This is a genomic window from Zoogloea sp. GDB6, from assembly GCF_056724105.1.
In genome coordinates, this window is the sequence record NZ_CM161497.1 from 514256 (window position 1) to 538571 (window position 24316).

Annotated in this window: 20 protein-coding genes and 1 riboswitch; of the genes, 3 read left to right on the forward strand and 17 right to left on the reverse strand. The window is 64.7% G+C overall.

All coding sequences use genetic code 11. From position 1 onward, the window contains the following. Nucleotides 1–30: 30 nt before the first annotated feature. The 4 genes from AC1PQG_RS02350 to AC1PQG_RS02365 form a co-directional block, all read right to left on the reverse strand. Entirely contained in the window at nt 31–888 is an 858-nt protein-coding gene (locus AC1PQG_RS02350) for a hypothetical protein (protein ID WP_481121072.1), read from the reverse strand. 592 nt (nt 889–1480) lie between these two features. Next, the gene (locus tag AC1PQG_RS02355) at nt 1481–4366 is read right to left on the reverse strand and encodes a tetratricopeptide repeat protein (RefSeq protein WP_481121073.1); all 2886 of its coding nucleotides are present in this window, start codon (nt 4364–4366) and stop codon (nt 1481–1483) included. Nucleotides 4367–4988: 622 nt separating this feature from the next. Next, a complete protein-coding gene (locus AC1PQG_RS02360; RefSeq protein ID WP_481121074.1) occupies nt 4989–5393 on the reverse strand; it encodes a VOC family protein in 405 nt (134 codons plus the stop codon). Nucleotides 5394–5509: 116 nt separating this feature from the next. Next, on the reverse strand, nt 5510–6142 hold the full coding sequence (locus AC1PQG_RS02365; protein WP_481121075.1) for a glycoside hydrolase family 19 protein: 633 nt from the start codon (nt 6140–6142) through the stop codon (nt 5510–5512). A 258-nt stretch (nt 6143–6400) separates the two neighbouring features. On the opposite strand from AC1PQG_RS02365, the gene AC1PQG_RS02370 reads away from it, so the two are divergent. Further along, on the forward strand, nt 6401–6856 hold the full coding sequence (locus AC1PQG_RS02370; protein WP_481121076.1) for a hypothetical protein: 456 nt from the start codon (nt 6401–6403) through the stop codon (nt 6854–6856). A 110-nt stretch (nt 6857–6966) separates the two neighbouring features. Here AC1PQG_RS02370 and AC1PQG_RS02375 read toward each other — a convergent pair whose 3' ends face one another. The 5 genes from AC1PQG_RS02375 to thiC form a co-directional block, all read right to left on the reverse strand. Next, nucleotides 6967–7356, reverse strand: coding sequence for a cupin domain-containing protein (locus AC1PQG_RS02375; protein WP_481121077.1), 390 nt, complete (start codon nt 7354–7356; stop codon nt 6967–6969). A 2-nt stretch (nt 7357–7358) separates the two neighbouring features. Then, nucleotides 7359–7727 carry a VanZ family protein gene (locus tag AC1PQG_RS02380; RefSeq protein ID WP_481121078.1) on the reverse strand — a complete coding sequence of 123 codons (369 nt, stop codon included), beginning with the start codon at nt 7725–7727 and terminating at the stop codon, nt 7359–7361. Nucleotides 7728–7760: 33 nt separating this feature from the next. Continuing rightward, on the reverse strand, nt 7761–9497 hold the full coding sequence (locus tag AC1PQG_RS02385) for a potassium channel family protein (RefSeq protein WP_481121079.1): 1737 nt from the start codon (nt 9495–9497) through the stop codon (nt 7761–7763). A gap of 5 nt (nt 9498–9502) precedes the next feature. Beyond that, the gene (locus AC1PQG_RS02390) at nt 9503–9886 is read right to left on the reverse strand and encodes a DUF6394 family protein (protein WP_374487221.1); all 384 of its coding nucleotides are present in this window, start codon (nt 9884–9886) and stop codon (nt 9503–9505) included. A 115-nt stretch (nt 9887–10001) separates the two neighbouring features. Beyond that, on the reverse strand, nt 10002–11918 hold the full coding sequence (gene thiC / locus AC1PQG_RS02395; protein WP_481121080.1) for a phosphomethylpyrimidine synthase ThiC: 1917 nt from the start codon (nt 11916–11918) through the stop codon (nt 10002–10004). 39 nt (nt 11919–11957) lie between these two features. Further along, a riboswitch (TPP riboswitch) is annotated at nt 11958–12059 on the reverse strand. Nucleotides 12060–12308: 249 nt separating this feature from the next. Here thiC and AC1PQG_RS02400 point away from each other — a divergent pair. Continuing rightward, nucleotides 12309–13703 (forward strand): carbonic anhydrase, encoded by a 1395-nt coding sequence (locus AC1PQG_RS02400; protein ID WP_481121081.1) that lies wholly within the window; start codon nt 12309–12311, stop codon nt 13701–13703. 264 nt (nt 13704–13967) lie between these two features. On the opposite strand, the gene AC1PQG_RS02405 is transcribed toward AC1PQG_RS02400, so the two are convergent. Both AC1PQG_RS02405 and AC1PQG_RS02410 read right to left on the reverse strand, forming a co-directional pair. Beyond that, nucleotides 13968–15245 (reverse strand): putative O-glycosylation ligase, exosortase A system-associated, encoded by a 1278-nt coding sequence (locus AC1PQG_RS02405; protein ID WP_481121082.1) that lies wholly within the window; start codon nt 15243–15245, stop codon nt 13968–13970. Between the two features lie 401 nt (nt 15246–15646). Beyond that, complete coding sequence (locus AC1PQG_RS02410) at nt 15647–18247, reverse strand: response regulator (protein WP_481121083.1); 2601 nt, start codon at nt 18245–18247, stop codon at nt 15647–15649. A 292-nt stretch (nt 18248–18539) separates the two neighbouring features. On the opposite strand from AC1PQG_RS02410, the gene AC1PQG_RS02415 reads away from it, so the two are divergent. Next, entirely contained in the window at nt 18540–19760 is a 1221-nt protein-coding gene (locus tag AC1PQG_RS02415) for an MFS transporter (protein WP_481121084.1), read from the forward strand. 13 nt (nt 19761–19773) lie between these two features. Here the strand turns inward: AC1PQG_RS02415 and AC1PQG_RS02420 are convergent, their stop codons facing one another. From AC1PQG_RS02420 to AC1PQG_RS02445, 6 genes are read right to left on the reverse strand one after another with little or no spacing between them, the layout of a single operon-like run. Then, the gene (locus AC1PQG_RS02420; RefSeq protein ID WP_161493228.1) at nt 19774–19914 is read right to left on the reverse strand and encodes a hypothetical protein; all 141 of its coding nucleotides are present in this window, start codon (nt 19912–19914) and stop codon (nt 19774–19776) included. After that, nucleotides 19911–20573, reverse strand: a complete 663-nt coding sequence (locus AC1PQG_RS02425; protein WP_481121085.1) for a tetratricopeptide repeat protein — start codon at nt 20571–20573, stop codon at nt 19911–19913. Before AC1PQG_RS02425 ends, AC1PQG_RS02420 begins: the two co-directional genes overlap by 4 nt. A gap of 9 nt (nt 20574–20582) precedes the next feature. Further along, entirely contained in the window at nt 20583–21389 is an 807-nt protein-coding gene (locus AC1PQG_RS02430) for an SDR family oxidoreductase (protein WP_481121086.1), read from the reverse strand. Further along, complete coding sequence (locus AC1PQG_RS02435; protein ID WP_481121087.1) at nt 21386–22045, reverse strand: iron-containing redox enzyme family protein; 660 nt, start codon at nt 22043–22045, stop codon at nt 21386–21388. The genes AC1PQG_RS02430 and AC1PQG_RS02435 overlap by 4 nt, the downstream gene beginning before the upstream one ends. Further along, a complete protein-coding gene (locus AC1PQG_RS02440; RefSeq protein WP_481121088.1) occupies nt 22029–23537 on the reverse strand; it encodes an AMP-binding protein in 1509 nt (502 codons plus the stop codon). Before AC1PQG_RS02440 ends, AC1PQG_RS02435 begins: the two co-directional genes overlap by 17 nt. Continuing rightward, nucleotides 23534–24232 (reverse strand): thermostable hemolysin, encoded by a 699-nt coding sequence (locus AC1PQG_RS02445; RefSeq protein WP_481121089.1) that lies wholly within the window; start codon nt 24230–24232, stop codon nt 23534–23536. The genes AC1PQG_RS02440 and AC1PQG_RS02445 overlap by 4 nt, the downstream gene beginning before the upstream one ends. Nucleotides 24233–24316: the final 84 nt, after the last annotated feature.

A 24316-nucleotide genomic window follows, 5' to 3' on the forward strand; every position in this document is an offset into this window, starting at 1 on the left:
GGCTTGTTACGGACTCTGCCTGCTGACAGATCAGCACCAAGCCTTCCAGCGAGGCATGGAAAGGAACGCGTCAACGAGTGCTGCCGTTTCCCAACCTTCCGCCCGGGCTCGTGTCTTTGCTTTTCTCTTGAGTGTGCGGAGTTCGTTGTTGATGGACTTGTCGCTGGTAGGCTGGTCGTTCTTGTCTTCCTCCTTTGCGGCTCTCGGTATTAGGTGGTAGGCGCTCTTCGTTTCAAGAAACTTGCACATCAAGTCGGTCGTACAGTGCCCGTAGATGCGTAAACAGAGCAGTCCTACGACGCGGATGAACTGGCGACGTCGGACGGTGTGGTCTGCTTTGGTCAGTCCACCCGCATCTTCAGCGGCTTCCTTGAAGTGCCTCAGGGTCTGGGCGGCCTGCCTAAGTGCAATGCGTTCCTTCGCCTCAAACCAGAGTTCACTGACCGCGTGCCCGAGCAAGCGCTCGATCGCTCTTGCGACGGCCTGGCCTTGTTCGTTCAGTGTTCTGCGCAATTCACCTTCTTCGTGTGCAGGCAGGTAGCGCTCGCGGAAGTAGTCCAGTAGCAGGACCAGTTCCCCCGTGAAGTGGAGGGCACGCAGTTCTCTGCGCAAGGACGTGCGAAGATCGTCAGCGTAGTTGGCAGCGATGTTTTTTTTGTGGATTTGCTCATCTGCCAGCACTGCGAGGTTGTTCTCCAGGGTTGTCGTAAAGAACTGACAGTCGTCGGAGAGATCCGGGGCAAGGCTTCGCAGTTTCTTGGTTGTCTCCTTAATCTTGAGCGCCAGGTTTTCGTATTGCTCCGCCTCGAGGTTGTGTGCGTCAGCAAAGGTGGCTTTGGCGTTCTCGAATGTGCTGCGGAAATCGGGTGACAGGAGTTGAAAGCTCATCAAGTGCCTCTCTGCAGTCGTAATCAGGTAATCAGGCTTCTGACGTTAGCAGAGCATTGCGTCCTCGTGCTCGAACTGGACGGGGGACAGCGCTTCCCTGTCCTACTGCCGGCTCGCCTCAAAACGTGTGCCGAGACATGCCTGTCGTGTTCTCTTCCAACGGAGTTTGACGATTTGTCTTGGCTGACTCACTGAAAACAGAAAAGTTGGGGGGCTTTCGCAGGAGGACCTTCTTGGCTGAGTACGGATTTTGTTTTTTTCTGAGACAGGGGAGTCGGGTGTGCCGAGCTGGTCCCAGTCCATGTGCGGGAAGAGAAGAGATGTCGTCCAGCGTGGCCGCTTCAACAGTGCGACGGGAAGTCGGAGGAGACTGAGACGAGAACGTTGCTGGTGCCCCTGCCAGGCGCGTACTTACAAGGACGCGCGGGCGAGCCCAACCCAGCCTCCCTGCGCAGAGGTTTGGGTGTCCCGAGGGGGCGGGCTGTTGTCGGGCTTCTTGGGCATGCTTCGGCTCGCAAAGAAGCTTCCCTTGCCCAGAGGCTGGAGAGGCGGCGTACCTCCAAATCGCCTTCAACCAGGTCACCAGTACGGGTTACTTCAGTAGTTTTGCCAACTCTCTCTCGAACCAGTTCGTCCAGTCTTGGCTGGGCAGTAGTCTGCCGGCGTCCTTCAGGTCTCGAAGAATCGCCTGGCCACGGCGCAGGTAGTCGCGGCGCGCGTCAATGCCAAGCGCCGGGTGGCTGCCCAGTTTGCCGCAGGAGATGGCCACGTCGATCTGCCACTCGGTGTTAGCCGGGGCGCGGGCGGCGAGGGGCGCGCGGATGGTAAGGCTCTTGCGGTAGGCCGCGAGAGCACCCAGCCTGTCGCCCTGCTCGAAGAGGGCGTCGCCGATCTTGTTTTGGCAGACCGACAGGTCGCGTTGCCACTCGGTATTGGCCGGATCGCGGGCGGTGAGAGATTCCATGATGGCCATGTCCTTGTTGTACGCGGCAAGGGCACTGCGCACGTCGCCTTGAGCCAGGAGGGCGTCGCCGATCCTCTCGTGACTGACCGACAGATCGCGTTGCCACTCGGTGTTGGTCGGGGAGCAGGCGGCAAGGGTTTCAAAGATGGCAAGGCTTTGGCGGTAGGCGGCAAGGGCATCCGGCCCGTTGCCCTCAGCGAAAAGGAGACCGCCGATCTTGTTGTGACAGATCGACAGGTCGCGTTGCCATTCTGTGTTGGCCTGATCGCGGACGGCGAGGCGTGCGCGGATGGCCAGGCTCCTGCGGTAGGCGGTCAGTGCCTTCGACTTGTTACCTTGAGCGAGGAGGGTATCGCCGACCTTGTCGTGGCAGACCGCTAGGTCGCGTTGCCAGTCGGTGTTGGCTGGATCGCGGGCGGTGAGCGATTCCACGATGGCTAGGCTCTTGCGGTAGGTGGCCAGTGCGCTAGACCCATTTCCTTGGGCGAGGAGAACGTCGCCGATCTTGTTTTGGCAGACTGACAGGTCGCGTTGCCATTCGGTGTTGGAGAGGTCGCGGGCAGCGAGGGATTTCGCGCTGGCTAGGCTCTTGCGGTAGGCAGTGAGAGCGCCAGGCCCGTCGCCTTGGGTGAGGAGGACGTCGCCTATCTTATCGTGGCTGATCGCTAGGTCGCGTTGCCACTGAGTGTTGGCCGGGTCCTGTGCCGAGAGTGAGTCCGCGATGGAGAGGTTCGCACGGTAGGCTGCGAGAGCGCCGAGCCTGTCACCTTGGGCAAGCAGGATGTTGCCGATGTTCTTGTGGCTGATGGACAGGTCGCGTTGCCAGTCGGTGTTGGCTGGATCGCGGGTGATGAGAGATTCCGCGATGGCTAGGCTCTTGCGGTAGGTGGCCAGTGCGCTAGGCCCATCTCCCTGGGCGAAGAGGACGTCGCCGATCTTGTGGTAGCTGACCGACAGGTCGCGTTGCCACTGAGTGTTGGCCGGGTCGTGGGCGGCTAGGGCTTCGCGGATGGCAAGGCTCTTGTTGTAAGCTGCTAGCGCACCCGGGCTGTCGCCTTGTAGGACGAGGACGTCGCCGATCTTGCTGTGGCTCACCGACAGGTCACGTTGCCACCGAGTGTTGGCTGGGTCGTGGGCCGCTAGGGCTTCGCGGATGGCGAGGCTCTTGCGGTAGGCTGCGCGCCCGCCCGTGCCGTCGCCCTGCGCGATGAGGACTTGGCCGATCTTTTCGTTGATGACGGACAGGTCGCGTTGCCACTCGGTGTTGGTCGGGGTGCGGGTGGTGAGGGATTCTGCGATGGCAAGGCTCTTGCGATAGGCAGCGAGAGCGCCGGGCCCGTCGCCTTGGGCAACGAGGACGTCACCGATTTTGCTGTGGCTAACCAACAGGGCGCGCTGCCAGTCGGTGTCGACCAGGTCCCGGGTGGCGAGGACTTCAGCGATAGCGAGCGCCTCGCGGTAGTTCAAGGTAGCCTTTGAAAGTTGGCCTTCAGCGTAGTCCGTGTTGCCAATGTTGTCGAGCGCCGCCATACGCCCCCAGGCGTTGTCCGTCTCCGTTGCCAGTGTCAAGCTGCGCTTGAGTGCCTCGCGGGCATCGCCCAATTTGCCAGCGAGCGTTAGGGCGATGCCCAGTTGTCGCCATGATTCGGTGTGCTTGGGCTCCACCTCCAACGCCTTGCGGTAGAAGGCGACGGCCTTGTTCACGTCTCGTAACATGGCCAGATTGGCCACATTGCGGGCGGCGTCGGCCTGTGCCTTGCGGACTTGGTCAGCGAGCTTGAACTGCAGGTTGTACTCCGACTCGAAGGCGTCCTCCGCTTGCCGCGTGTCGCCCCGAGCGAGGGCGGCGAGGGCTTGGGCGAGGCGCGCACGGTTGGCCGGTTCGTTGGCGAGTTTCGCGGTGAGTTCGTCCACCGTGTGGCGCAGGGCTTCGATCTGATCGCGTTGGAAGTTGCGTTCCTGCTCCATCTCGGCAAGGCGCTGGGCGGCTCGCACAGCGTCGCGCAAAAGCGTGTCGAGATCTGGCCCGACGGGGAGTCGGGTCTCGTTGGCGATGGCACGAACGATGCGGCGGGTGTCATCCTCCCAGCCTTCTTCGGTTAGGGCAATGGCGTTCCACTCGTCAAACAGCGGGCGCAGCTCGGTGGGCAGTTGGGCGGTAAGGGGGCCGACATCGCGCCGGGAGAGACCTTCGACGAGGGTGGGCACGATGAGGGCAAGGTCCGCGTCGCCGAGCGCTGTCAGCAACTCGTGGCGCACCACATCGGCGGGGGCGGCGAGGCGGGGCAGGTTGTCGGCATTGCCCCAGCGTGGGCCGATTACCGCGACGACTGCGCAACTACGGGCAAGGGCCTCGTCGATCTTTTGGCGCCAGCGCCCGGCGCCAAGGTTCGCTACGTCGCGGAACACCTGATCGCGGCCGAAGGCGATGCGCAGCCAGTCGTAAAGCCGCCCGCTGGCGCCTCGGGCGTCGTCTGTGCGGTAACTGATGAAGATGGCGTTGCGTTCGGACATGGCTCGGTCAACGAGGATGACGACGAGATTTTAGGTGCCGCAGGAAGTATGGTGAAGTTGTCTGCCCCACTAGGATGGCACAACTTGGCCGCCATCTCGCGCACTTGGCCGTAACGCCAGCGTGCCAACGGTGCGTCCGGTGATGTGCCGGTTCCGTTTTTGTGTTCAGTGCGGTTGTTGAGCGGACTTCAGCACGTCACTTCCGTTCGCGCTGAACGGGAGTAGCCCGACGACCGTTAGCCGGAATGCCGGTCTTTCGCCGGAGTGCGGCGCGAAAATCGCCTTCCTCGGTGCGTTGGACTGGCTTGGTCGATGTCGTCGGCGGGCAGTAGCGCATGGCGCCCCCGGCGCGCCCCGTGCATGGGCTCAAGGATGATGGCGATCGCGGCGTGAGCTGGTGAGTGCATCTACGGCGAGATCTAAACCGGTGCCGACACCGAAAATTGTGCCGATGGCATGTGTGCGTTGCCTTGAAAATCCGCGTGTCCGTGGTTCGATTCCGCGACTGGCCACCAAAAAATTCAAGTAAAAACGCCGATCCATGTGGTCGGCGTTTTTGCGTTCACGCGGCGAAACTCCGCGTGCTTCGGGGGATCGCCCAGGTCTGCTTCGATTCCGGGCGTCATCCTTCAACGGACGTCTTGCCTGTCTCGTTAGTTACGGCCGGCGAGCAGAACCACAGCTTGTTGCCTTCGCTGTCGAGGAAGCTGCCGACATTGAAACCATCGTCGTAGGTCTGGACCGGGTCGGCGATGCGGACACCGCGGGCGGTCAGGGCGGCAGCGGTATCCGGCGCGTGGGCGGTGGCGATGGTGATGCGGGGGTTGGGCTGGTCAGTCGGGGTACCGTACCAGCCGGATTTGAGCATCAGGATCGTCGTGCCGAGGAAATAGCCGACCTTCTGCGTGCCTTCGTAAGCCGGTTCGAGGCCTAAAATCTCGCTGTAGAAGCGGTGAGCGCGGTGTTTGTCGGTGACGGCCAGTGCGATGACCTTGATGCGCAGGAAGCCGAAGTCTGCAGCAGCCATGATGCACTCCTCAGGAAGCGGGCCTGGGGCCTTGTGGAAAGGCGCGGTGCAAGGCCTGTAAACCCACTATAGACAGCACCGGAGCGTCTTTCAGGTGCGCCCCTGCATGTGTGCGCTCATATGAGGGCTTCGATCTGCTTGTAGAGTGCGAACCGCTCCTGGACCCCGACGAGGCCGCCGTTGATGCGTCGGGTGATCTCCCGGAAGTCCTCCAGGTCGTCATCGTCCGTCTTGTCGTCGGCAAGGGCGTTGAGTCCGTGGCTCTGCCAGAACCAGGCGGCACTCAGCACGGCATATGCGGGTTGTTGAAGGAAGTCCGGATTGCCGACCAGATCGGCACCGATGGCCTTGCCTGCCGCCGCGTAGTTGCTCCGGCCGGTGAGCTGGATGAGGCCCCGGCCACGATAGCGGAAGCCGTCGCCGCTGCTCACGTCACCATTGCCGAGTCGGTTGGCATAGACGAAGTTGCCCAGTTTTTGCTCGTTTTGCGCATAAGGAGTCGCGACGTCGAGGGTGGGGAAGCGCTTGGGCCAGACCTTCACCAGTCTTGCTGCGCTGTAGTTCAGTGATTCGACGAGGTTCCGGAACTGCCCCGACTCGTGCCCGGTCTGGGCCAGAAAGCTGCAGATGCGGTCGCGGGTGTTGATCTCGTATTTGGCCAGCGCCGGAGCGAGTGCTGTGGCCCAGGCGTCGGGGTCGGGACAGAGAGGGAAGACCTTCTTCAGCGTGTCGGCGGTCAGCATGCTCATTCTCCGTGAGTCTCCCGTTGAAGCGTGGGGCAAGTGGCAAGGGGCCGGGCTGTCGATGCGAGTAGCGTAGCGCCTCTCCGTTATAGCCCGCGGTCTCGTCTTTGCAAGCGCACGGCTGGAATGGCGTCGGTCGCGTCCGCGCAAGTATCCCCATTGCGAGGACGTCCGGTGGCAGAAGAGGTGGCGGTATGGCATGCGCTTGATAAGATGCCGCGATACGGGGTCTGGCCCTCTTTCCGGGGCTTTTCAGCGATGCGCATGCTGTCTTTCCTGCTGGGTGTCACGGCTGTGGCGTGGAGTGCTGGCGTCATCGCGGACGCAGGCAACCTGTGCCGTGCAGGGGAGAGCGCGGTCTGGTCCTGCCGCGTCGGCACGAAGTACTACTCCCTGTGTGCATCCACGAATCTGGGGGCGCAGGACGGCTATCTCCAGTACCGGGCCGGCAGTCCGTCGAGGCTGGAGTTCCGCTTTCCGGGCAGACTGATCCACCCCCGCGGCCATTTCAGGTTTGGGCTGCTGGCCCATGGGGCGAGCCTGGAATTCGAGCACGGGGCCTACCACTATGCAATCAGCGAGGATCTGAAAGGTGAGACGTCGATCCTCGTGCGCCTGCCGCAAGGCAGGATGGCATCCATCGATTGCGCCGATGCAACGCAGACCCTGACCGAAAATGCGACCATCGATCTGTTCAAGGCCGCTGGTCTGGCGGAATAGCCGGGCAGGATGTGATGCCGGTGGATGAGGTTGACTGGCGACCCGTTCATCGGCCGCGGGCACGTAGGGGAAAGCCGGTTCGCGGAGTCGATGATTCCCGCTGGCGGCTGTCAATCCTCGAGAATTTCCGTGTCCTCGTGGGTATAGGCTGGCGAGCAGCAGCACAGGATACGCAGCGCTTCGTCGCCGTTGGCTTCGATGCGGTGGGGCGTGCCGGGTGGGATGCAGATCGTGTCGCCTACCATTACCGGGAACTGATGGTTGCCGAGGGTCATCAGGCCGCTGCCAGCAGTGATGTGGTAAAGCTCTTCCGTCAGGTGATGACGGTGCAGCAGCGTCCGTGAGCCTACCGGCACCGTGGCTTCGGCCAGACTCTGGGCCCCGTTGCCGTGGACCGCGGGGTGCATCAGTTCCCGGATCTCGGAGCCGTCCTTGGTTACATAGGGCGGGACCTGTTCGTAGCGCTGGATCTGTGGTGCTGTAGGTTTGCGTGACGGCATGATCAGGCTATGGAGGTGTCACGCTGACCACGCATGCGGATCAGCCAGGCGCCGATGAGCAGCCCGCTGGCGTCGGCTACCACGTCCCACGGATCACCCACCCGGTTGAGCGTGAAGAAGTGCTGGGCCAACTCGATGAGCACGCCGTACAGCAGCAGGCCGGCCGCAATTGACCACAGGCGGCTGGGCCAGCCGCTCCAGCCGAGCAACATCAGCACCAGGAAGGCGGAGCAGTGCTCGAGCTTGTCCTGGAAGGAGAAGGCGTTGAGTGCCTCGGGCAGCGGGATCATCGCCATGGTGAAGATGACGATCAGCGACAGAATGAAAGTCGCGCGCGACAAGCTCGGCGGGAGGATTGGGGTAGTACTCATGCGGAGAATGCTGTTGTGCTATCGGCCGGCATTCTAGCGTGTCTCCGCGGAATCCGGGTGACGTCGGCCGGCCAGCCATTCCCAGATCAGGCCGCCGGGGCTGTCCCGTCCGGTCAGAACGAAGCGCAGGCTGTGTTCGTTGAACAGCGTGAGGCCGAGTTCCTTGCGTGCGTTTTCGCGGCCGGCGAACAGCAGATGGTCGCCGGGCTGCAAGGTCTGGCCGAGATCCGGCAGCAACTGCGGGGGCTGGCCGTCCCGGGCCAGCAGCAGCGGGATGCAGCCCAGCTCCGGCCGGTCGGTGAGTGGCGCCTTGAGGATATCGGCCAGGCTGGGGGCCGCGCCGCCATGCATCAGCAGGCGGTGCAGCGCAGGGGCCTGGACGAGGTTCAGCTTCACGCTCCATACCGCGGGTACGGTCCAGCCGAGCTTGTCGGTGAGCTGTCCCAGTACGGCGCTGGCCCATGCGTCACCAGCCTGCCGGACCGCATCGAGGAACAGAGACAGCAGGGGGGTCGTCAGCGTGGCAAGGCATTCATGGGCGACGATCTCGCTGGGGACGACCGAGAAATCCGCACCCACGGCATTGAACAAGGTTCGGTTGGCAACCTGGTTCTGGCGCAGCACCGTGAACAGGCCGGGGTTCAGCGTGCGGGCGGTGACGACGATGGACAGGTTGTCGATGTCGTTGCCGGTGGCTGCCACGATGCCGACGGCGTCGCCGATGCCGGCGTTGTCCAGCGCGTCGCCGCAGGCACCGTCGCCCTTCACGCCGATGCGGGGCGGATCGACGAAGACCTTCTTGTCGATGATCGTCAGTGGCAGGTCGGCCTTCTCGAGGGTGGTCGCCATGACTTTGCCGAAACTGCCGTAGCCGCACAGCACCCATTTGCCCCGCGGCGGTTCCCGGTGGCGCGTCACCGTGGTACCGGGCAGGCCGGTCAGCCACAGCAGCAGGTGGTAGGCGGAGGGGGAGCGCAGGGCCAGGGCCATGTACTCACCGAACTTCTCGAAGGGGTTGATGATGTGGCGGGTGCCGAAGGACGCCATGTTGGCCGCGGTGTCCGCATGTTCGGCCCGGCACAGGGCGGGGATGGACGGGGCCAGCAGGCGGGACGAGATGGCGATCGCCAGGTTGGTCGGGTCGTGGTCGGTCAGCGCTATGATGCCGCGGCACTGGGGTTTGGTGAGGCCGGCGAAGACCAGGGTGTCCGGCACGCCGGCATCGGCGCACAGGGCCGGCATGTCGGCGGAGTAGCTCTGTAGTTCCAGGTCGGCGATCTTGCCTTCGTCCTTGTCGATGACGACCGCCCGGTAGCCCATCTCGTCGAGGGCCTGGCAGATCAGATGGCCGGTTTCGCCATAGCCGCAGACCAGGAAGAAGGCTTCCCGCAGGCGCCGCACCTGGCGCGCGAAGCGCTGTACCGCCAGGGCGTTGAGGAAGTTCTTGTCCTGCAGCATCGCGAACACGGTGCCGAGGGTGTAGGCCCAGCCGATGACCGACAGGTAGATGCAGACGGTCACCCACAGCCGCTGCTGTTCCGAGAAGGCGTAGGGAATCTCCCCGAAGCCGATCGTCGTGGCGGTGTAGCTGAGGAAATAGGTGGCGTGGAAGAAGCTCATCCGCTGCGGCAGGCCCTGCGCGTCCAGCGGGCCGGGGACCAGCGTCAGCCCGAGGACCGACACCGCGAAGATCACGATCAGGGTCAGCAGCGGCGCCCGCAGGCGGCGCAGGACCAGGAAGATCGTGCTGGCGGGCGTGCGGTCCAGCACTTGAGTCAGCGCCGCTGCATGATCGTTTCGGCGATGAGGATGATCACCGACACCACGTTGGCGAACAGCGCCCCACCGGACAGGGAAACGATGCTCGACATGCTGGCGGCGGTAACCCCCGTGCCGGCCACGTGGGTCGCGTAGCCCCACACCATGGCGGCGGCCAGCAACTGCAGGTCGGCCACCAGGCTGGTGGCCAGGTGCACGGCGCCGATCTGCGTCCGGTCGCCGAACTTGAGTACCGTAGCGATCAGGTTCACGACGATCGCCGCGAACAGCTCGTAAAGGTCGTGGTGAACCGGGTTGTCGAGTTCGCCGATGAAGAAGCCGAAGTTCAGCGTGGCGGCAAAGACGATGAAGAAGCCGAAAATGACTTTTTCCAGGTTCATCGCAGGCGTCCGGAGAGAGGGAATGCGCGGATGCTACACCGCCGGGATGGAATAAGGGCCTGGCCCGCAGCTTGGGAGCGCGGGTCAGGCCCTGTTCAAGCCGTTTCCGGATGGATCAGACCTTCCGGTAGATCTCCGCGCCGCTCTTCACGAACTCGACGGCCTTGGTTTGCATGCCCTTGCTGAGCGCTTCGTCTTCGCCGATGCCCTGCTTGGCGGCGAAGTCGCGCACGTCCTGGGTGATCTTCATCGAGCAGAAGTGCGGGCCGCACATGGAGCAGAAGTGGGCGACCTTGGCCGACTCCTTCGGCAGCGTTTCGTCGTGGAAGCTCTTGGCCTTGTCCGGGTCGAGGCCCAGGTTGAACTGGTCGTCCCAGCGGAACTCGTAACGCGCCTTGGACAGGGCGTTGTCGCGGATCTGCGCGCCCGGGTGGCCCTTGGCCAGGTCGGCGGCGTGGGCGGCCAGCTTGTAGGTGATGATGCCTTCCTTCACATCGTTCTTGTCCGGCAGGCCCAGGTGCTCCTTGGGGGTCACGTAACAGAGCATGGCGGTGCCGTACCAGCCGATCATCGCGGCGCCGATGCCGCTGGTGATGTGGTCGTAGCCGGGGGCGATGTCGGTGGTCAGCGGGCCAAGGGTGTAGAACGGGGCTTCCTTGCAGTGCTTCAGCTGCAGGTCCATGTTCTCCTTGATCAGGTGCATCGGCACGTGGCCCGGGCCTTCGATGATGGTCTGCACGTCATGCTTCCAGGCGATGTCGGTCAGCTCCCCGAGGGTTTCCAGCTCGCCCAGCTGCGCCGCGTCGTTGGCGTCGTAGATGGAGCCGGGGCGCAGGCCGTCGCCGAGGCTGAAGGCCACGTCGTAGGCCTTCATGATCTCGCAGATCTCCTCGAAGTGCGTGTAGAGGAAGCTCTCCTTGTGATGCGCCAGGCACCACTTGGCCATGATCGAGCCGCCGCGGCTGACGATGCCGGTCATGCGGTTGGCGGTCATCGGGATGTAGCGCAAGAGCACGCCGGCGTGGATGGTGAAGTAGTCGACGCCTTGCTCGGCCTGTTCGATCAGCGTGTCGCGGAAGATCTCCCAGGTCAGCTCCTCGGCCTTGCCGTCCACCTTTTCCAGGGCCTGGTAGATAGGCACGGTGCCGATCGGCACCGGGCTGTTACGGATGATCCATTCGCGGGTTTCGTGGATGTTCTTGCCGGTGGACAGGTCCATCACCGTGTCGCCGCCCCAGCGGGTGGCCCAGGTCATCTTGTCCACTTCCTCGTTGATGGAGGAGCCGAGGGCCGAGTTGCCGATGTTGGCGTTGATCTTCACGAGGAAGTTGCGGCCGATGATCATCGGCTCACTTTCCGGGTGGTTGATGTTGTTGGGGATGATGGCGCGGCCGCGGGCGACTTCGGAACGCACGAACTCGGGGGTGATTTCGCCGGGGATGGCGGCGCCGAAGTCCTGGCCCTTGTGCTGGCGGGTCAGCAGCGCGGCCATCTTCTCGCCCTGCGGGCCGGTGGCGCGCAGGCTCTCAAGGTAGGCGGCCCGATTCACGTTCTCGCGGATGGCGACGAACTCCATCTCCGGCGTGATGATCCCCTGGCGGGCGTAGTGCATCTGCGAGACGTTCTTGCCGGGCAGCGCACGGCGCGGCTTGCGGTGCAGGCCGGGGAAGCGCAGCTCGTCGAGTTTCGGATCGGCAGCGCGGGCGCGGCCGAATTCGGAGGACAGGTCAGGCAGCACCTCGGTGTCGCCGCGTTCCTCGATCCAGCCCTGGCGCAGGGCCGGCAGGCCGGAGCGGATGTCGATGCGGGCGGTCGGGTCGGTGTAGGGGCCGGAGCAGTCGTAGACGAAGATCGGCGGGTTCTTTTCCCCGCCGAAGCCGGTGGGCGTATCGGCCTGGGTGATCTCGCGCATCGGCACTTGAATGTCCGGGCGGGAACCTTCGACGTGGATCTTGCGGGAATTGGGTAGCGGCGCAACGGCCGCTTCGTCCACATGGGCGGACGCGGCGAGGAATTTGTCGGTGGCGTTCATGGAGGCTCCTTTGGGGGAGGGCCGCCGGAAGAGGGAAAGGCGGCAGGAGCCACGTTTCCCTACGCCGGCACGACCCGGATCAGGTTCGGAGGGTAAGTCTCAGCCGGGCGATCAAGCACCGCGGCACCCCTAACGTTTGTGCCGGCAAAGTACTGGAAGCCACAGGTAAACGCAAGATTTGGCGGGATTTTCTGTCGATACCGCGGCGTTGTGGACAGTGGGCTCCAGGGGGTGAAATTCGACGGGAATGGCGCCATGCCTAAAGGTTTGGGTCATTGCGGCCGAAATAGGTAGCAATCGGCCATCCAGTGGCCACGCATATTTCCCGGAGACGCAACCATGCGCCAACGCATGCGACCCCTTGCTATAGCCCTGCTGGCTTGTTCCTGCATGACGTCCGCCCTGGCGGCCGACTGGCAGACTGTCGCGTCCGACAAGAAGCGGACCATCGAACTCGACCGCGCCAGCATCCTGCAATCCGATCCCGGCACCAAGGTGGCGTGGGGGCGGATCGTGCTGTCCGACGCGGAGGCTGTTGCGGCAGGCTATGTGTCGGTGAAGGCGTTGAATCGCTACGACTGCCGCAACCAGACCTTCGCCACCGTCAAGCGCGTCTATCTGGATGCCGATGCGATGGTCATCAAGGATGAGAAGGTCAAGGTCGAGAAGGATATGCCGGTCGCGCCGGGTAGTGTGGACGAGCGGTTGTGGCGCGACGTCTGCAAGCCCGCAGGCGGAGTGGCTGATATTTCCCAACTCGCCAAGACTGCGTCCAGGGCTGCCCAGACGGCCCAGGCCGGCAAGCCTGAACTGCGGTCGGCAGACTATCGGCCAACCAAGGGAACCGACAAACCCGTGACGACCCAGGTCGCGGAAGGCAAGGGCGAGCGTGCGGACGAGATCACGCTGCCGATCAAGAAGAATTTCATCGAGAAACCTGCTGCACCCAAGGGCGAGGCGGCCGAAAAGCCGGTGCGTGCCGAGGCACCGCCACCGGAGGTGCAACGTGTGCCGGTCTATATCCCGGCGCCGCGTCCGCGGCCGCGCGTCGCGAGGGCTCCGGTGCAGTATGCCGAGTCTCCGCGCCCCGTCGCGCTGGCACATCACGAGATTCACTGGAGTTATGAGGGTGACAACGGCCCACCGAACTGGGGCTCCCTCAAGCCCGAGTGGCAACTTTGCGGCAGTGGCGAGCGGCAGTCGCCGATCGATATCCGCGAAGGCATCAAGGTGGATCTGGAGCCCATCCAGTTCGACTACCATCCGTCCAACTTCCGCATCGTGGACAATGGCCACACCATCCAGGTGAACCTCGGCCAGGGCAACACGATGTCGGTGATGGGGCGCGTCTACGACCTCGTCCAGTTCCATTTTCACCGGCCGTCGGAAGAGCGGGTCAATGGGCGCGGCTTCGACATGGTCGTGCATCTGGTGCACAAGGACCTGGATGGCCGGCTGGCGGTGGTCGCAGTGTTGCTGGAGCGCGGCAAGGCGAATGCGTTGATCCAGACCTTGTGGAACAACCTGCCGCTTGAAAAGGACGCAGACTATTCGCCGGACGGGGTCAGCATCGATCTGAACCAGTTCCTGCCGGAAAATCGTAGTTACTACACTTACATGGGATCGTTGACCACGCCGCCGTGCAGTGAGGGCGTGCTGTGGATGGTCATGAAACAGCCCCAGCCGATCGCGGCCGAACAGATCGCGATCTTCTCGCGTCTGTACCCGATGAACGCACGGCCGATCCAGTCCGTACGCAGTCGCCTGATCAAGGAGTCGCGCTGATCGATGTCTGCGGCGCCTCTGGCGCACGGGACGTGTCTCCCGGTGGTAGTGCGGATGTGCGGGCCGGCCCCTGTGGGGCTGGCCCGTGGCTTTTGTGGCGACGGCTGTTTGATTTGCTCGTGCGATGTGAGCTGCCCGCGTCGCTCAGTACCTGGCCGCGCCTGCGTGGACTCGGTGCTGGCCCCGCAGGCGGCCTCCCGGTGACCCTGTTCAGGGCATCCCTGGTGGTCTTGCGTTGATCGGTGGAGGCGCATTGCCGATGGATCATGCAACTTGAGCCCTGCCGGCCAGTTCTTTGCTCTCGGCTTCTTTTCGATAAGTCTTCAGCCAGCGCCATGAGGTGACGAGAATCACCATGATGTTGTACGGAAGGTCGAAGTAGGCCAGGCTCAAGAAGGCGCCGCCCACCGCATATCCGATGAGGGAGACCTGGCACATCCCGGCCAGATGGAATAGCCAGAGCAATTCCGGATCATGCCTGGTTTCCTTCCGGATGCGGCTTGCAATGCCTAGCGAGCTCATCCATACGCCGAGGAAAAGGAACAAGCCAATGTAGCCGTGCTCGGCCAGGACCGAGAAATAGATGCTATGGGCGACATGGATGTCGACGGGGTTGGGGGCGTACCAGGCGAAAGTCTCAGGCGTATACGCTTCAAAACCAGCACCGGTGAGGCGATGGTTGGCGATATTGACGGCCAGATGCCACGCATTGATACGCCCCATGGCCGACCCATCGTTCTGATAGTCCTGGATGGTACTCATCCGGGACTCCCAGGTGGAGGGCATGAAGCTGATCAGCAGTGTGCCGACCAGGACGATTGAAATGCCCGTGAGCGCCTTACGTTCAGAGCGTAGCCATAGCACGAATCCCATCGCTGCGATTGCCAGGAGGGCTCCACGGGATTGAGTGCCCAATGCAGCTGCCGCTGACAGTAGCGTCAGTGTGAGCAAGCCGCGCTTGACCCACTTCTGCGGCGAAACCAGGCGCAGGTAGTTCATCAGTGGGATGGTCATGATGAGCGCGGTGCCGAGCTCATTGTTATCTTCGATAAAGCTCCCTGGCGGGCCCCAGACACGTGCTCCACCACCCGTGAGAGCGGTAAAGAATCCCCCTTTCAGCCCGAAGAATCCGATCGAAAGTACGTTGATCCACAGGAATAGCTGGATGTGTCGGCGTTCATGCAAGGCGGCCAGTGCCACAACAGTCATTATCTGGATTTTGAGGATCTTCTTGAGTTGAACGATTGAATCCCCAGGATAGATCGCTGCTGCTGTCGTGATGGACATCCAGATGATGAACAGGGCCAGGAAGATGACTGGGCGTTCCTTAGGTATGGCGAGTGTGTCTTTGGTGACGGCCAGTGAAATCAACGCAGCCGCGGCGGCGATGGCCGCAAATGGCATGTCGAAGGCGAAACCGTACGCCAGGCGATGCGGGTTCATGAGGCTTATCCAGGACCACAGATTGACCGCCACGTAGGTATGTTTTACTGCTTTGGGGAGGGCCCAAAGCAGGATCAGGACCAGCAGCAGGTCACGCACGGGATGCCTCGCGGGATAGCGTAGTGCATTGAGTCAATGCAGAAATGAGTTTGTCGCGAAAGGGCCAGGGGCGCAGCCGCTGGGGCCTGCGCGGGTCCGGCCGAAGCGCCTTTACAGGGCCGACGGGAGACGGTTTTCTTTTCCGGGGCGGGTATTCCTCTGCGCCTAGACTGCGGGCCGTACTGAGGAAGGCCGGCACAGCCACTCTCATCGAAAAAGCCATACTGCCGGTATGGTAATCGAGAAGCGGGAAGGCGATAGTTCTACGAGCGGACAAGGGAATTACCGGCGAATATACGGTCAGTCGGGGCGCCAAGTTTAGCCGACTCGGCGCTACGCATTTGCGAAAAAATGCCCTCTTGCCGATCATTGCCAACGGCATCGCGGGGCGGTTGGCATCTCTATGTTGCCAAGTGTTGCGAGCAGGTTTCGAAGCGTAGCAAGGCTTCATCGAGCAATTGCCAGTGGCCGGCCATGGCTGGGGCGGAAAGAGGAGGCGCAAGGGCGCCTTCGAGCGCCAGGCAGGCGTCGGCAATTCCGGTCAGGCCAAGAGTCGCGGCTGTGCCCCGGAGGGCATGGGCGCGGCGGGAAAGCGCAATATTGTCCTGCTCGTCGAGGGCTTGGCGCAGTTGCATGCGTTCTTGGGGGAGGCTGCGCCGGAAGCTCTGCAACAAGGTCCGGTAGGCTGCCGGCTTGCCACCCGTGTTGCGCAGGCCGGCAGGAATGTCCAACCCCGGGATATCGGCCAGGGAGCTCAGCGGGGCGGCCGCTGCAAGTTTTGGCGTCGTATTCGCCAACGCCTGCACGCTGTCTGTCTCGATACGTGGTTTGGCGGGTAGCCAGGCCAGCAGCATGGCGTACAGAGCTTCGGGATTGACCGGCTTGGAGATGTGGTCGTTCATGCCGGTATTCAGGCAGTTCTGGCGGTCTGCGGCAAAGGCGTTGGCAGTCATCGCCAGGATTGGGATCTGTGCGTAGCCGGGTAGGGCGCGGATTGCCCGGGTGGCCTCGACGCCGTCCAGTTCGGGCATCTGCATGTCCATCAGGATCAGGTCGTAGGGCTGTGCGGTGGCCATCGCGACGGCTTCGTTGCCGGTGCGGGCGAGGTCGGCACTGAGGCCTGCCTGGGCGAGCAGGGCCAGGGCGACCTGCTGATTGGCTTCCATGTCTTCGGCCAGCAGGATGCGGCAGCCACCGCACTCGGTGGCCAGACGAGGGGCAATGCCCGGGTCGGCCGTATGGGGGGTGGTGTCGCCAGGGAGAAAGTCGTCAGTGCGTGCCAGGCGCAGCGTGACCCAGAAGGTGGAGCCGTGGCCGGGACTGCCCTCAACGCCGACGTCACCGCCCATCAGGCAGGCCAGGTGGCGGGTGATCGCAAGTCCCAGTCCGGTGCCACCGAACTTGCGCGTGGTGCCTGGGTCGGCCTGTTCGAAGGCCTCGAACAGGCGGGCCTGCTGTGTGGAGTCCAGGCCGATGCCGGTGTCGCTGACTTCGAAGCGTACTGTCCAGCCGTCTGGATGCTCTGCCGTGACGAAACCGCGTAGCGTGATGTGTCCGCGCTCGGTGAACTTCACCGCATTGCCTAGGTAGTTGACCAGGATCTGACCGATGCGGGTGGCGTCGCCGTGCATGATTGGTGGTAGTGCGGCGATGTCCACGCCGATGCGCAGGCCCTTGGCCCGGGCCCGGGTGGCAATCATCTCGACGGCCTGCTGGACTATTGTCGCGGTCCGGAAACTGACCGTCTCCAGCTGGAGTTTGCCGGCCTCGATCTTGGACAGGTCGAGGATGTCGTTGATGAGGGCGAGCAGGTGGGTGGCGGCGGTGGAAATGTGCGTTATCCAGTCCTGCTGGTCCGGTCGTGGGTTCCCCGTCTTGAGGAGATGGCTGGCGCCGATGATGGCATTCATCGGGGTGCGGATCTCATGGCTCATGTTGGCCAGGAAGGCACTCTTGGCCTGGCTGGCCTGCTCGGCGGCATCACGGGCGGTAAGCAGCTCGGTGGAGCGCTCGGCGAGGCGGCGATTGCTCTCCTCGAGCTGCCGTGTGCGTTCAGCGAGCAGCGCGTCGGCCTGGCTCTGGTGATGCATGGCCCGGGCCACCAACAGGCCAAGGGTGACCAGTACCGCCCCTCCCAGCAGGCTCAGGAGCAGACCCCGGTTCCATTCGGCAAAGGCTTCGTCGGTGGGAATGCCAACTACCACGTAGAGGGGGTAGCGGACCGCCTTGCGGTAAGCGTTCATGCGCTCGATGCCATCGATCGGAGAGATCCCGATCTCCAGGCCGTCAGTACTGCCGCTGCGAATTGCATTGACGACCACCGGGGTGGTGCGAGCCTGTCCGACGGCGTTTTCGACCGTCGGCTGGCGGACGATGATGCGGCCGATCCCATCCACTACGCTGATGCGCGTGCGCGGTGACAGGCCGAGGGTGGAGTAGTAATCGAGAAAGCCTTCCGCCAGTCCGAAGTTGGCCACCACCATGCCGCCGAAGCTGCCGTCCGGCAAGTCGATGCGGCGGGCGATCTGGATACCCCATTTTTTCGATACGCGGCCCTTGATCGCGCCGGACACCACGGGTTGATGCCGCCCACTGTTCTTCAATTCAAGAAAATAGTCCCGGTCTTCGAGCGTGCTGCCGGGTGGGCTGCCGACCGAGTTGGCGTAGACGTGGCCGGCCGCGTCGGTCAGGGAGATGGAGACCACGCCATTGGTGCGATGCTGATGGGCGACGAGCAGGGCGGTCAGCTCATCCCGGCGGCTGGCCAGGAGTTGCCGGGCATTGCCCAGATCGGTGGCCGTAACGCGCTCCGCGATGCTCTGCAGCATGTCGTCGACCCGATCGATGTTGCCAGAGGCGTGCTGCTCGATCATGCGGGCGAGGGTCGTTGCCCGATCTTCGGTCTGATGCCAGATGGTGTCCCGCGACGCAACCAGACTCCCCATCAGGAACAGGATGAAGCAGGTGACGATCAGCAGGATCATCGAGACATTCTTGTTCACTGTGGATGCTTCCGGGGTGGGGCTCGGCCGGGCACGGGTGGCGCCATGGCCCAAGTTGAAAACTGTTCGGAATATACAGAAAGGGTGAAGGCTTGCGGAGGAAGGAAATCACTGCATAAGGTGGGAAAATTTGAATGCTCAAAATGGGTGTCGTGGTGGCTTGGATGCCTGGGGTGGGTGGCGATGCTGATGTTGTTTTCCGAGCTTCCCGTCTGCGGGATTTATGGGGCTGGACGTCGGCACTTGGCATGAGGCAAGGTGCTGGCGGTCGGACTGGATAAAGGGGGTTCGCATGGGAGGCGGCGACAAGGCGGCGATGACATTCGGCGCAGTGGCGGGACGGATTCCGCGCGGTATCTGGGCGCTGGGGCTGGTGTCGATGCTGATGGACATCTCGTCCGAGATGATCCACGCGCTGTTGCCGGTCTACCTGGTGTCGGTGATGGGGGCGTCGATGCTCGCCGTCGGCTTCATCGAAGGCATTGCAGAGGCGAGCGCGGCAATCACCAAGGTGTTTTCGGGGGCGTTGTCCGACTGGCTTGGGCGGCGCAAGCTGCTGGCAGCGCTTGGCTATGGCCTGGCGGCCTTTACCAAGCCGGTGTTCCCGCTGGCCGGGACACTGGGCTGGGTAGTGGCTGCCCGTTTCGTAGACCGCGTTGGCAAAGGTATCCGGGGGGCACCGCGGGATGCGCTGATCGCCGACCTGGCGCCGCCGGAGCTGCGCGGGGCGGCTTTTGGCCTGCGCCAGTCCCTCGACACCGCTGGCGGCTTTATCGGCCCGCTGCTGGCGATCGGCCTGATGGGGTTGACCGCCGACAACATTCCACTGGTGTTCTGGTTTGCGGTGATCCCGGCCTTCGCCTCTTTTGTGGTGATCCTGCTGGCCGTGCACGACGCGCCGCGTCCGGCTGAGGCGGTCACTCCGCGGATGCCCCTGTCGCGGGCCGAACTGGCGCGACTACCGGCCTTCTACTGGGGCATCGTGGCGCTCTCCGCGGTGTTCACGCTGGCCCGTTTCAGCGAGGCCTTTCTCGTGCTGCGCGCGCAGGAGGTCGGTGTGGCGCTGGTCTATGTGCCGGCCGTGCTGGTGGTGATGAACGTGGTGTATTTCCTGTCCTGCTACCCGATCGGCGTGCTGGCTGACCGCTGCCACCGGGGCACGCTGCTGACGCTGGGCCTGGCCGTGCTGGTTCTGGCCGATCTGGCGCTGGGCGTGGTCGATGGCTTGCCCGGTTTTGTGTTGGGGCTGGTGCTGTGGGGCCTGCACATGGGCATGACCCAGGGTCTGCTGGCGACGCTGGTAGCCGATGCGGCGCCAGCCGAACTGCGGGGCACGGCCTTCGGCCTCTTCAATCTGGTCGGCGGCGTTGCGCTGCTGGCCGCCAGCGTGATTGCCGGCGGCCTGTGGGACGTCTTCGGCTCCCGCGCGACCTTCATGGCCGGTGCCCTGTGTGCGGCGCTGGCGCTGCTGGGTGCCGTCCCGCTGCTGCGCCGCCGGCCGCAGGCCGGCTGACGGCGTATCGGCATCAGAAGCACATGCCCAGGATTTCCCGGTACAGCCAGTCGTAGCCGGCCACACCGCAGGCCGCGGTCAGCGCGCAGAGGGCGTAATCCACCAGGCGGCTGCGCCAGGGCGGGGCGGAAGCCGCTTCGGACGGGGTGTTCATTTCGCGGCCAGCTTGTCGGCGTGCTTGCTGCGGATCTCGTCGAGCAGGGCTTGCACGTCCTTGTGGCGGCCGGCGTCCGCATCTTCGCGGCCGGGGCGCGGTGGGGCGGCGAGGGCTTGCTGCAGGTGCTCGACGGCGCCAGCGTAGTCGCCCTTGTCGGCCAGGTAGTCGGCGTAGAAGTAGTGGGCGTCGATGCCCTTCGGGTTCATCTTCAGCGCCGTTTCCAGGTACTTGCGGGCCTGATCCTTGTCGCCGAAGCCGATCGGCCAACCCGGCACTTTGCCGTACAGGCTGCCGAGGCTGGTGTAGACCGAGCCGTGGAGGGTCTGCGGGTCGATCTTCTCGGCTGCCAGCAGCAGGTCGCGGGCCTGCTTGGCGGCGGACAGCGCCCCGAGGCCGCCGTTGGCCTTGGCGTAGCTGGCCAGCACGATGGCTTCCCAGACCAGCGGCTGGGGCTTGCCCGGTTCGGCGACGACCAGCTTGTCGGCCTGTTCGGCGAGTTCCTTGAAGGCCTTTGCGTGCTCCTTGGCGGGCGCCTGGTAGTTGATGCGTGCCCAGCGGTGGGCGATGTCGGCGACGGCAGGTTCGAGCTTGCCGTCATCGGCCATGGCGGTGGCGGACAGCAGGGCGAGCAGCAGGGCGGCGAGGGGTTTCTTCATGGGGGGCTCCTAGTTGGATTCGGCCAGATGGCGGCGGGCGAAGGGGCGCATCTGGCGCCCCTGGCGGATCAGCGCCCGGTCCACCAGGCGCGGGAGAATGGCGTTGAGGCGGACGAAGAGCTTCTCCGGCCAGCCCAGGTACGTGTCGGCTGCCTTGTGCAGCACGGCGGCGAGGACCTGCTCGGCGACGGCCTCGGGACTGTCCTGATGCATGCCCAGCGCGTCGGCCATGTGGGCGACGGCTTCACTGTTGATCGCGGTGCGGGTATAGCGCGGGGCCACGTAGTGCACCTGTACCGGTCCGCCGGCCAGTTCCCGTCGCAGGGCTTCCGAGTAGCCGCGCAGCGCGAACTTGCTGGCGGAGTAGGTGGCGAAGCACGGGAAGGCGATGGAGCCGAAGATGGAGCCGACATTGACGATATGGGCTTCCGGACGGCCCTGCAGGTGGGGTAGCAGGGCCTGGATCAGCTGGATCGGTGCCACGGTATTCACCGCGAAGGTTTCGGCGGTGGCGGCAGCCGACTGGTCGGCGCTCAAGCCGAAGTGCTGTACGCCGGCGCAGTTGATGACGCCGTCGAGGCTACCGAAGGCGTTGATGGCCTTGCGGGCGACGTCCGTCGGCGGCGTGGTGAGCAGGTCGGCGATGACGAGGCGCGCTTCGTGGCCTTCGGCGCGCAGGGTGGCGACGAGTTCGATCAGCGGCCTGGACTGGCGGCCGAGCAGCACGACGCGGGCGCCGGCACTGGCGAAGCTGCGGGCCAGGGCGCGGCCGATGCCGCCGCTGGCGCCGGTGATCAGGATGGTCTTGTCTTTCATGCGGCGTCTCCGGTGGGCAGGCTGCGGATGAGGTCGCCGTACAGGCGGAAAAAGCGGCCGGCGGCGTGGATCAGGGCGGCCTTGTCGGCGGCGTCGTCGAGGCGGCTCACCAGCGCGCGGAAGTGCTCCATGTGGCTGATGTCCAGATTGCCGTGGCTGCTCAGGTAGCTGAAGGCGCGGGGGGGCAGGTCGAGGGCGGGGCCGAGGGTGCTGGCCAACTGGCTGGCCAGCGCGACGCTGGTGCTCTCCAGTACGTAAACCATGCCGAAGAAGCCGACCGGATTGCCGCGCTGTACGGTGTCGTAGGCGTAGGCGACCATCAGCTCGGTCTCGAAGGCAGGCTGGCCGTGGCGGACCGCCTCCGCGTCGCCACCGGCGGCCGCGATGTCGTTGAGGATCCATTCCTGGTGGCCCAGCTCCTCCTCGATGTAGTGGGCCGTGGCGTCGCGCAGCCATTCCAGGCGGGCCGGCAGGCGGCCGCCGCAGCTCATCAGCAGCGGCACGGTGTGGCGCACGTGGTGGTAGGCCTGGGTCAGGAACGCCAGGTATTGGGCGCGGCCGACGCGTCCGCCGAAGGCATCGGCGAGGATCGGCGCGGAAAGCAGGCGGGCACGTTCGTCGCGGGTCGCCTGTTCCAGTTCAGCAAAGCAGTCCATGGGGCTCTTTCGGGGTGTCGAGGGTGCGGGGTTCGGTCAGGGCGTCGGCATATGCGGCAGCGATCGCGTCGCGGCGCGGGCGGCCGTTGGCAGTGAGCTGGCCGTTGTCGGGGCTGAAGGGCGTCGTGGCGTGGAGCCACGTGCCGACGCGGGCGTAGTCGGGCAGATCCCGGTTGGCGGCGGCGATGGCCGCGTCGATGTCGGCTTGGCTGGCTGCACCGCGCGGCACGATCACCGCGACGTTGCTGCTGCGGCCCTCGCCGAACACCGCGGCCTGGGCGATCGGCGCCTGCAGCAGCAGTTCCCGCTCGACCCATTCCGGTGCCACGTTGCGGCCGAAGGCGGTGATGAACATGTTCTTGCGGCGGCCGGTGATGTGCAGCCGGCCGTCGGCGTCCAGATGGCCGACGTCGCCGGTATCGATCCATTCGTCGTGGCGCGGCGCTTCACCCAGGTAGCCAAGGAAGCCGGCGCCACCGACATGGATGGTGCCGCCGGGGCCTACCGTCAGCGCCACATGGGCCAGGGGGCGGCCGACGCAGCCCGGCTGGTTGTCGCCGGGGCGATTGACTGCGACCACCGACGCGCATTCCGACAGACCGTAGCCCTCGAAGACCGGCAGGCCCAGCGCGGTGGCGGCTTCCAGCAGGCGCGGCGAGACCGGGGCTCCGCCAACGGCGGCATAGCGCAGCGCGGACGGGCGCGCTGCGCCGGTGCGGATCGCCGCGACGAGGGCCAATAGCAGTTGCGGCACGAGAATGGTCGAGGTGGCGCGGGCGGCGCCGAGGGCGGCCAGCAGGCGGGCCGGATCGACGCCGGCGCTGCCGTTCAGGCCGACCTGTTCGCCGGGGAGCAAACGGGTCGTTGCGCCGGCCAGCAGCGGGACATACAGGCCACCGATGTTCTCCAGCAGCGTCGCCAGGGGCAGTAGGGCCACGTGGCGGTCGTCCGGTCGGGCCGCGCTGGCTTGCTGCAGGCTGGCGGCCACGCTTTCGATGGCCTCGCGCCCCAGGCAGACGCCCTTCGGCGTACCGGTGGTGCCGGATGTGAAGGTGATCTTGAGCGTGCCGGTGGGGAGATTCGCCGGTGCCGAGTCGAGCCGGCGCATGTACAGGCTGCCGTACAACAGGCGCGGGGCGCCCCGGCGGGCGAGCGGGCTCATGGCCTCCGGGCGGTCACTGAGTAGCAGGTCGATGCCCGCCTGGCTGACTGCGTGGGCGTGCTGGGCCGGCGTGAAGAAGGTTGGCAGCGGGACGAGTGGAATGCCGGCGGCAAGGCAGGCCAGATCCGCCACCGCCCAGTCGGGGCCATTGTCGGCGAGCAGTCCGACGACGCGTGGGCGCAGGGCTTGCAGGATCTCGGCCAATGTCGCGACAGCTTCGGCGAGTGAGGCGTAATCGAGTTTGTGCTGTGCGCCTTCCAGCGCAGGAGCCTCGGGCTTCGTTGCCGCGTGGCGGGTGAGGGCGGCGATGATTGCGCTGGGGCCGCTCATGCTTTGCCGCCCGTGCGCTGATGTGCGGCGATGGCCACAAAGCCTTCCTGGATGTCGCCGAACATCACCCGCGGGCCGTGTTGGTAGTAGCTGCCCCAAGCGGCCTTTTCGGCGGCGGACAGGCAGGCCGGGTCGGCCGGGGCGAGTTCCCGCGGTGTCAGGCCGAGGCGGGCGAAGGCGTTGCGCAAGGCCGTGGTGCCGGTGAACACCACCCAGCGGTGGCCTTCTTCATGCAGGCGTTCGGTGACGCGCAGGATCAGGGTGCGGAAAGTGCCGGCGCCGCGTCCGGCCAGTTGGCCGACCTCGACGATGCTGTGGCGCTCCACGGTCTGTCCGATGGCTGCGGCAATCGCCTGCTCGATCGGCTGGGCCAGGTAGCGTTCGAGGAACAGCGGTTGCGCGGTGGCTTCCCGCAGGCCGCAGACGCCGACCGGCAGGCCCGACGGCGTCTGCAGGCTGAGCAGGCGCGGCATGAAATGGCCGATACGCGCCTCGTAGGCGGCGGCGAAACGGCTGCTGATCATCGCTTCGGCGGCCTGCCGGCCGTCGCCACAGTGTTCGATCAGGCGCTGTGCATCGTCCTGGGTGAGGGCCGGCTGGCCGCTGGCGGCCTGCTCGAAGGGCGGGAATAGTTGGGTGCTGGCCGGTTGCGGGCCGACAAGCGGGGTTCTGAACGGAATTTGCTGTGCCGACACGGCGACTCCCTTCGATGGCGATGGGGCCGACGGGCTTCGCCGGCTTTGCAGTCGCTACCGCAAGAGGGGTGCCATGTGCCGTAA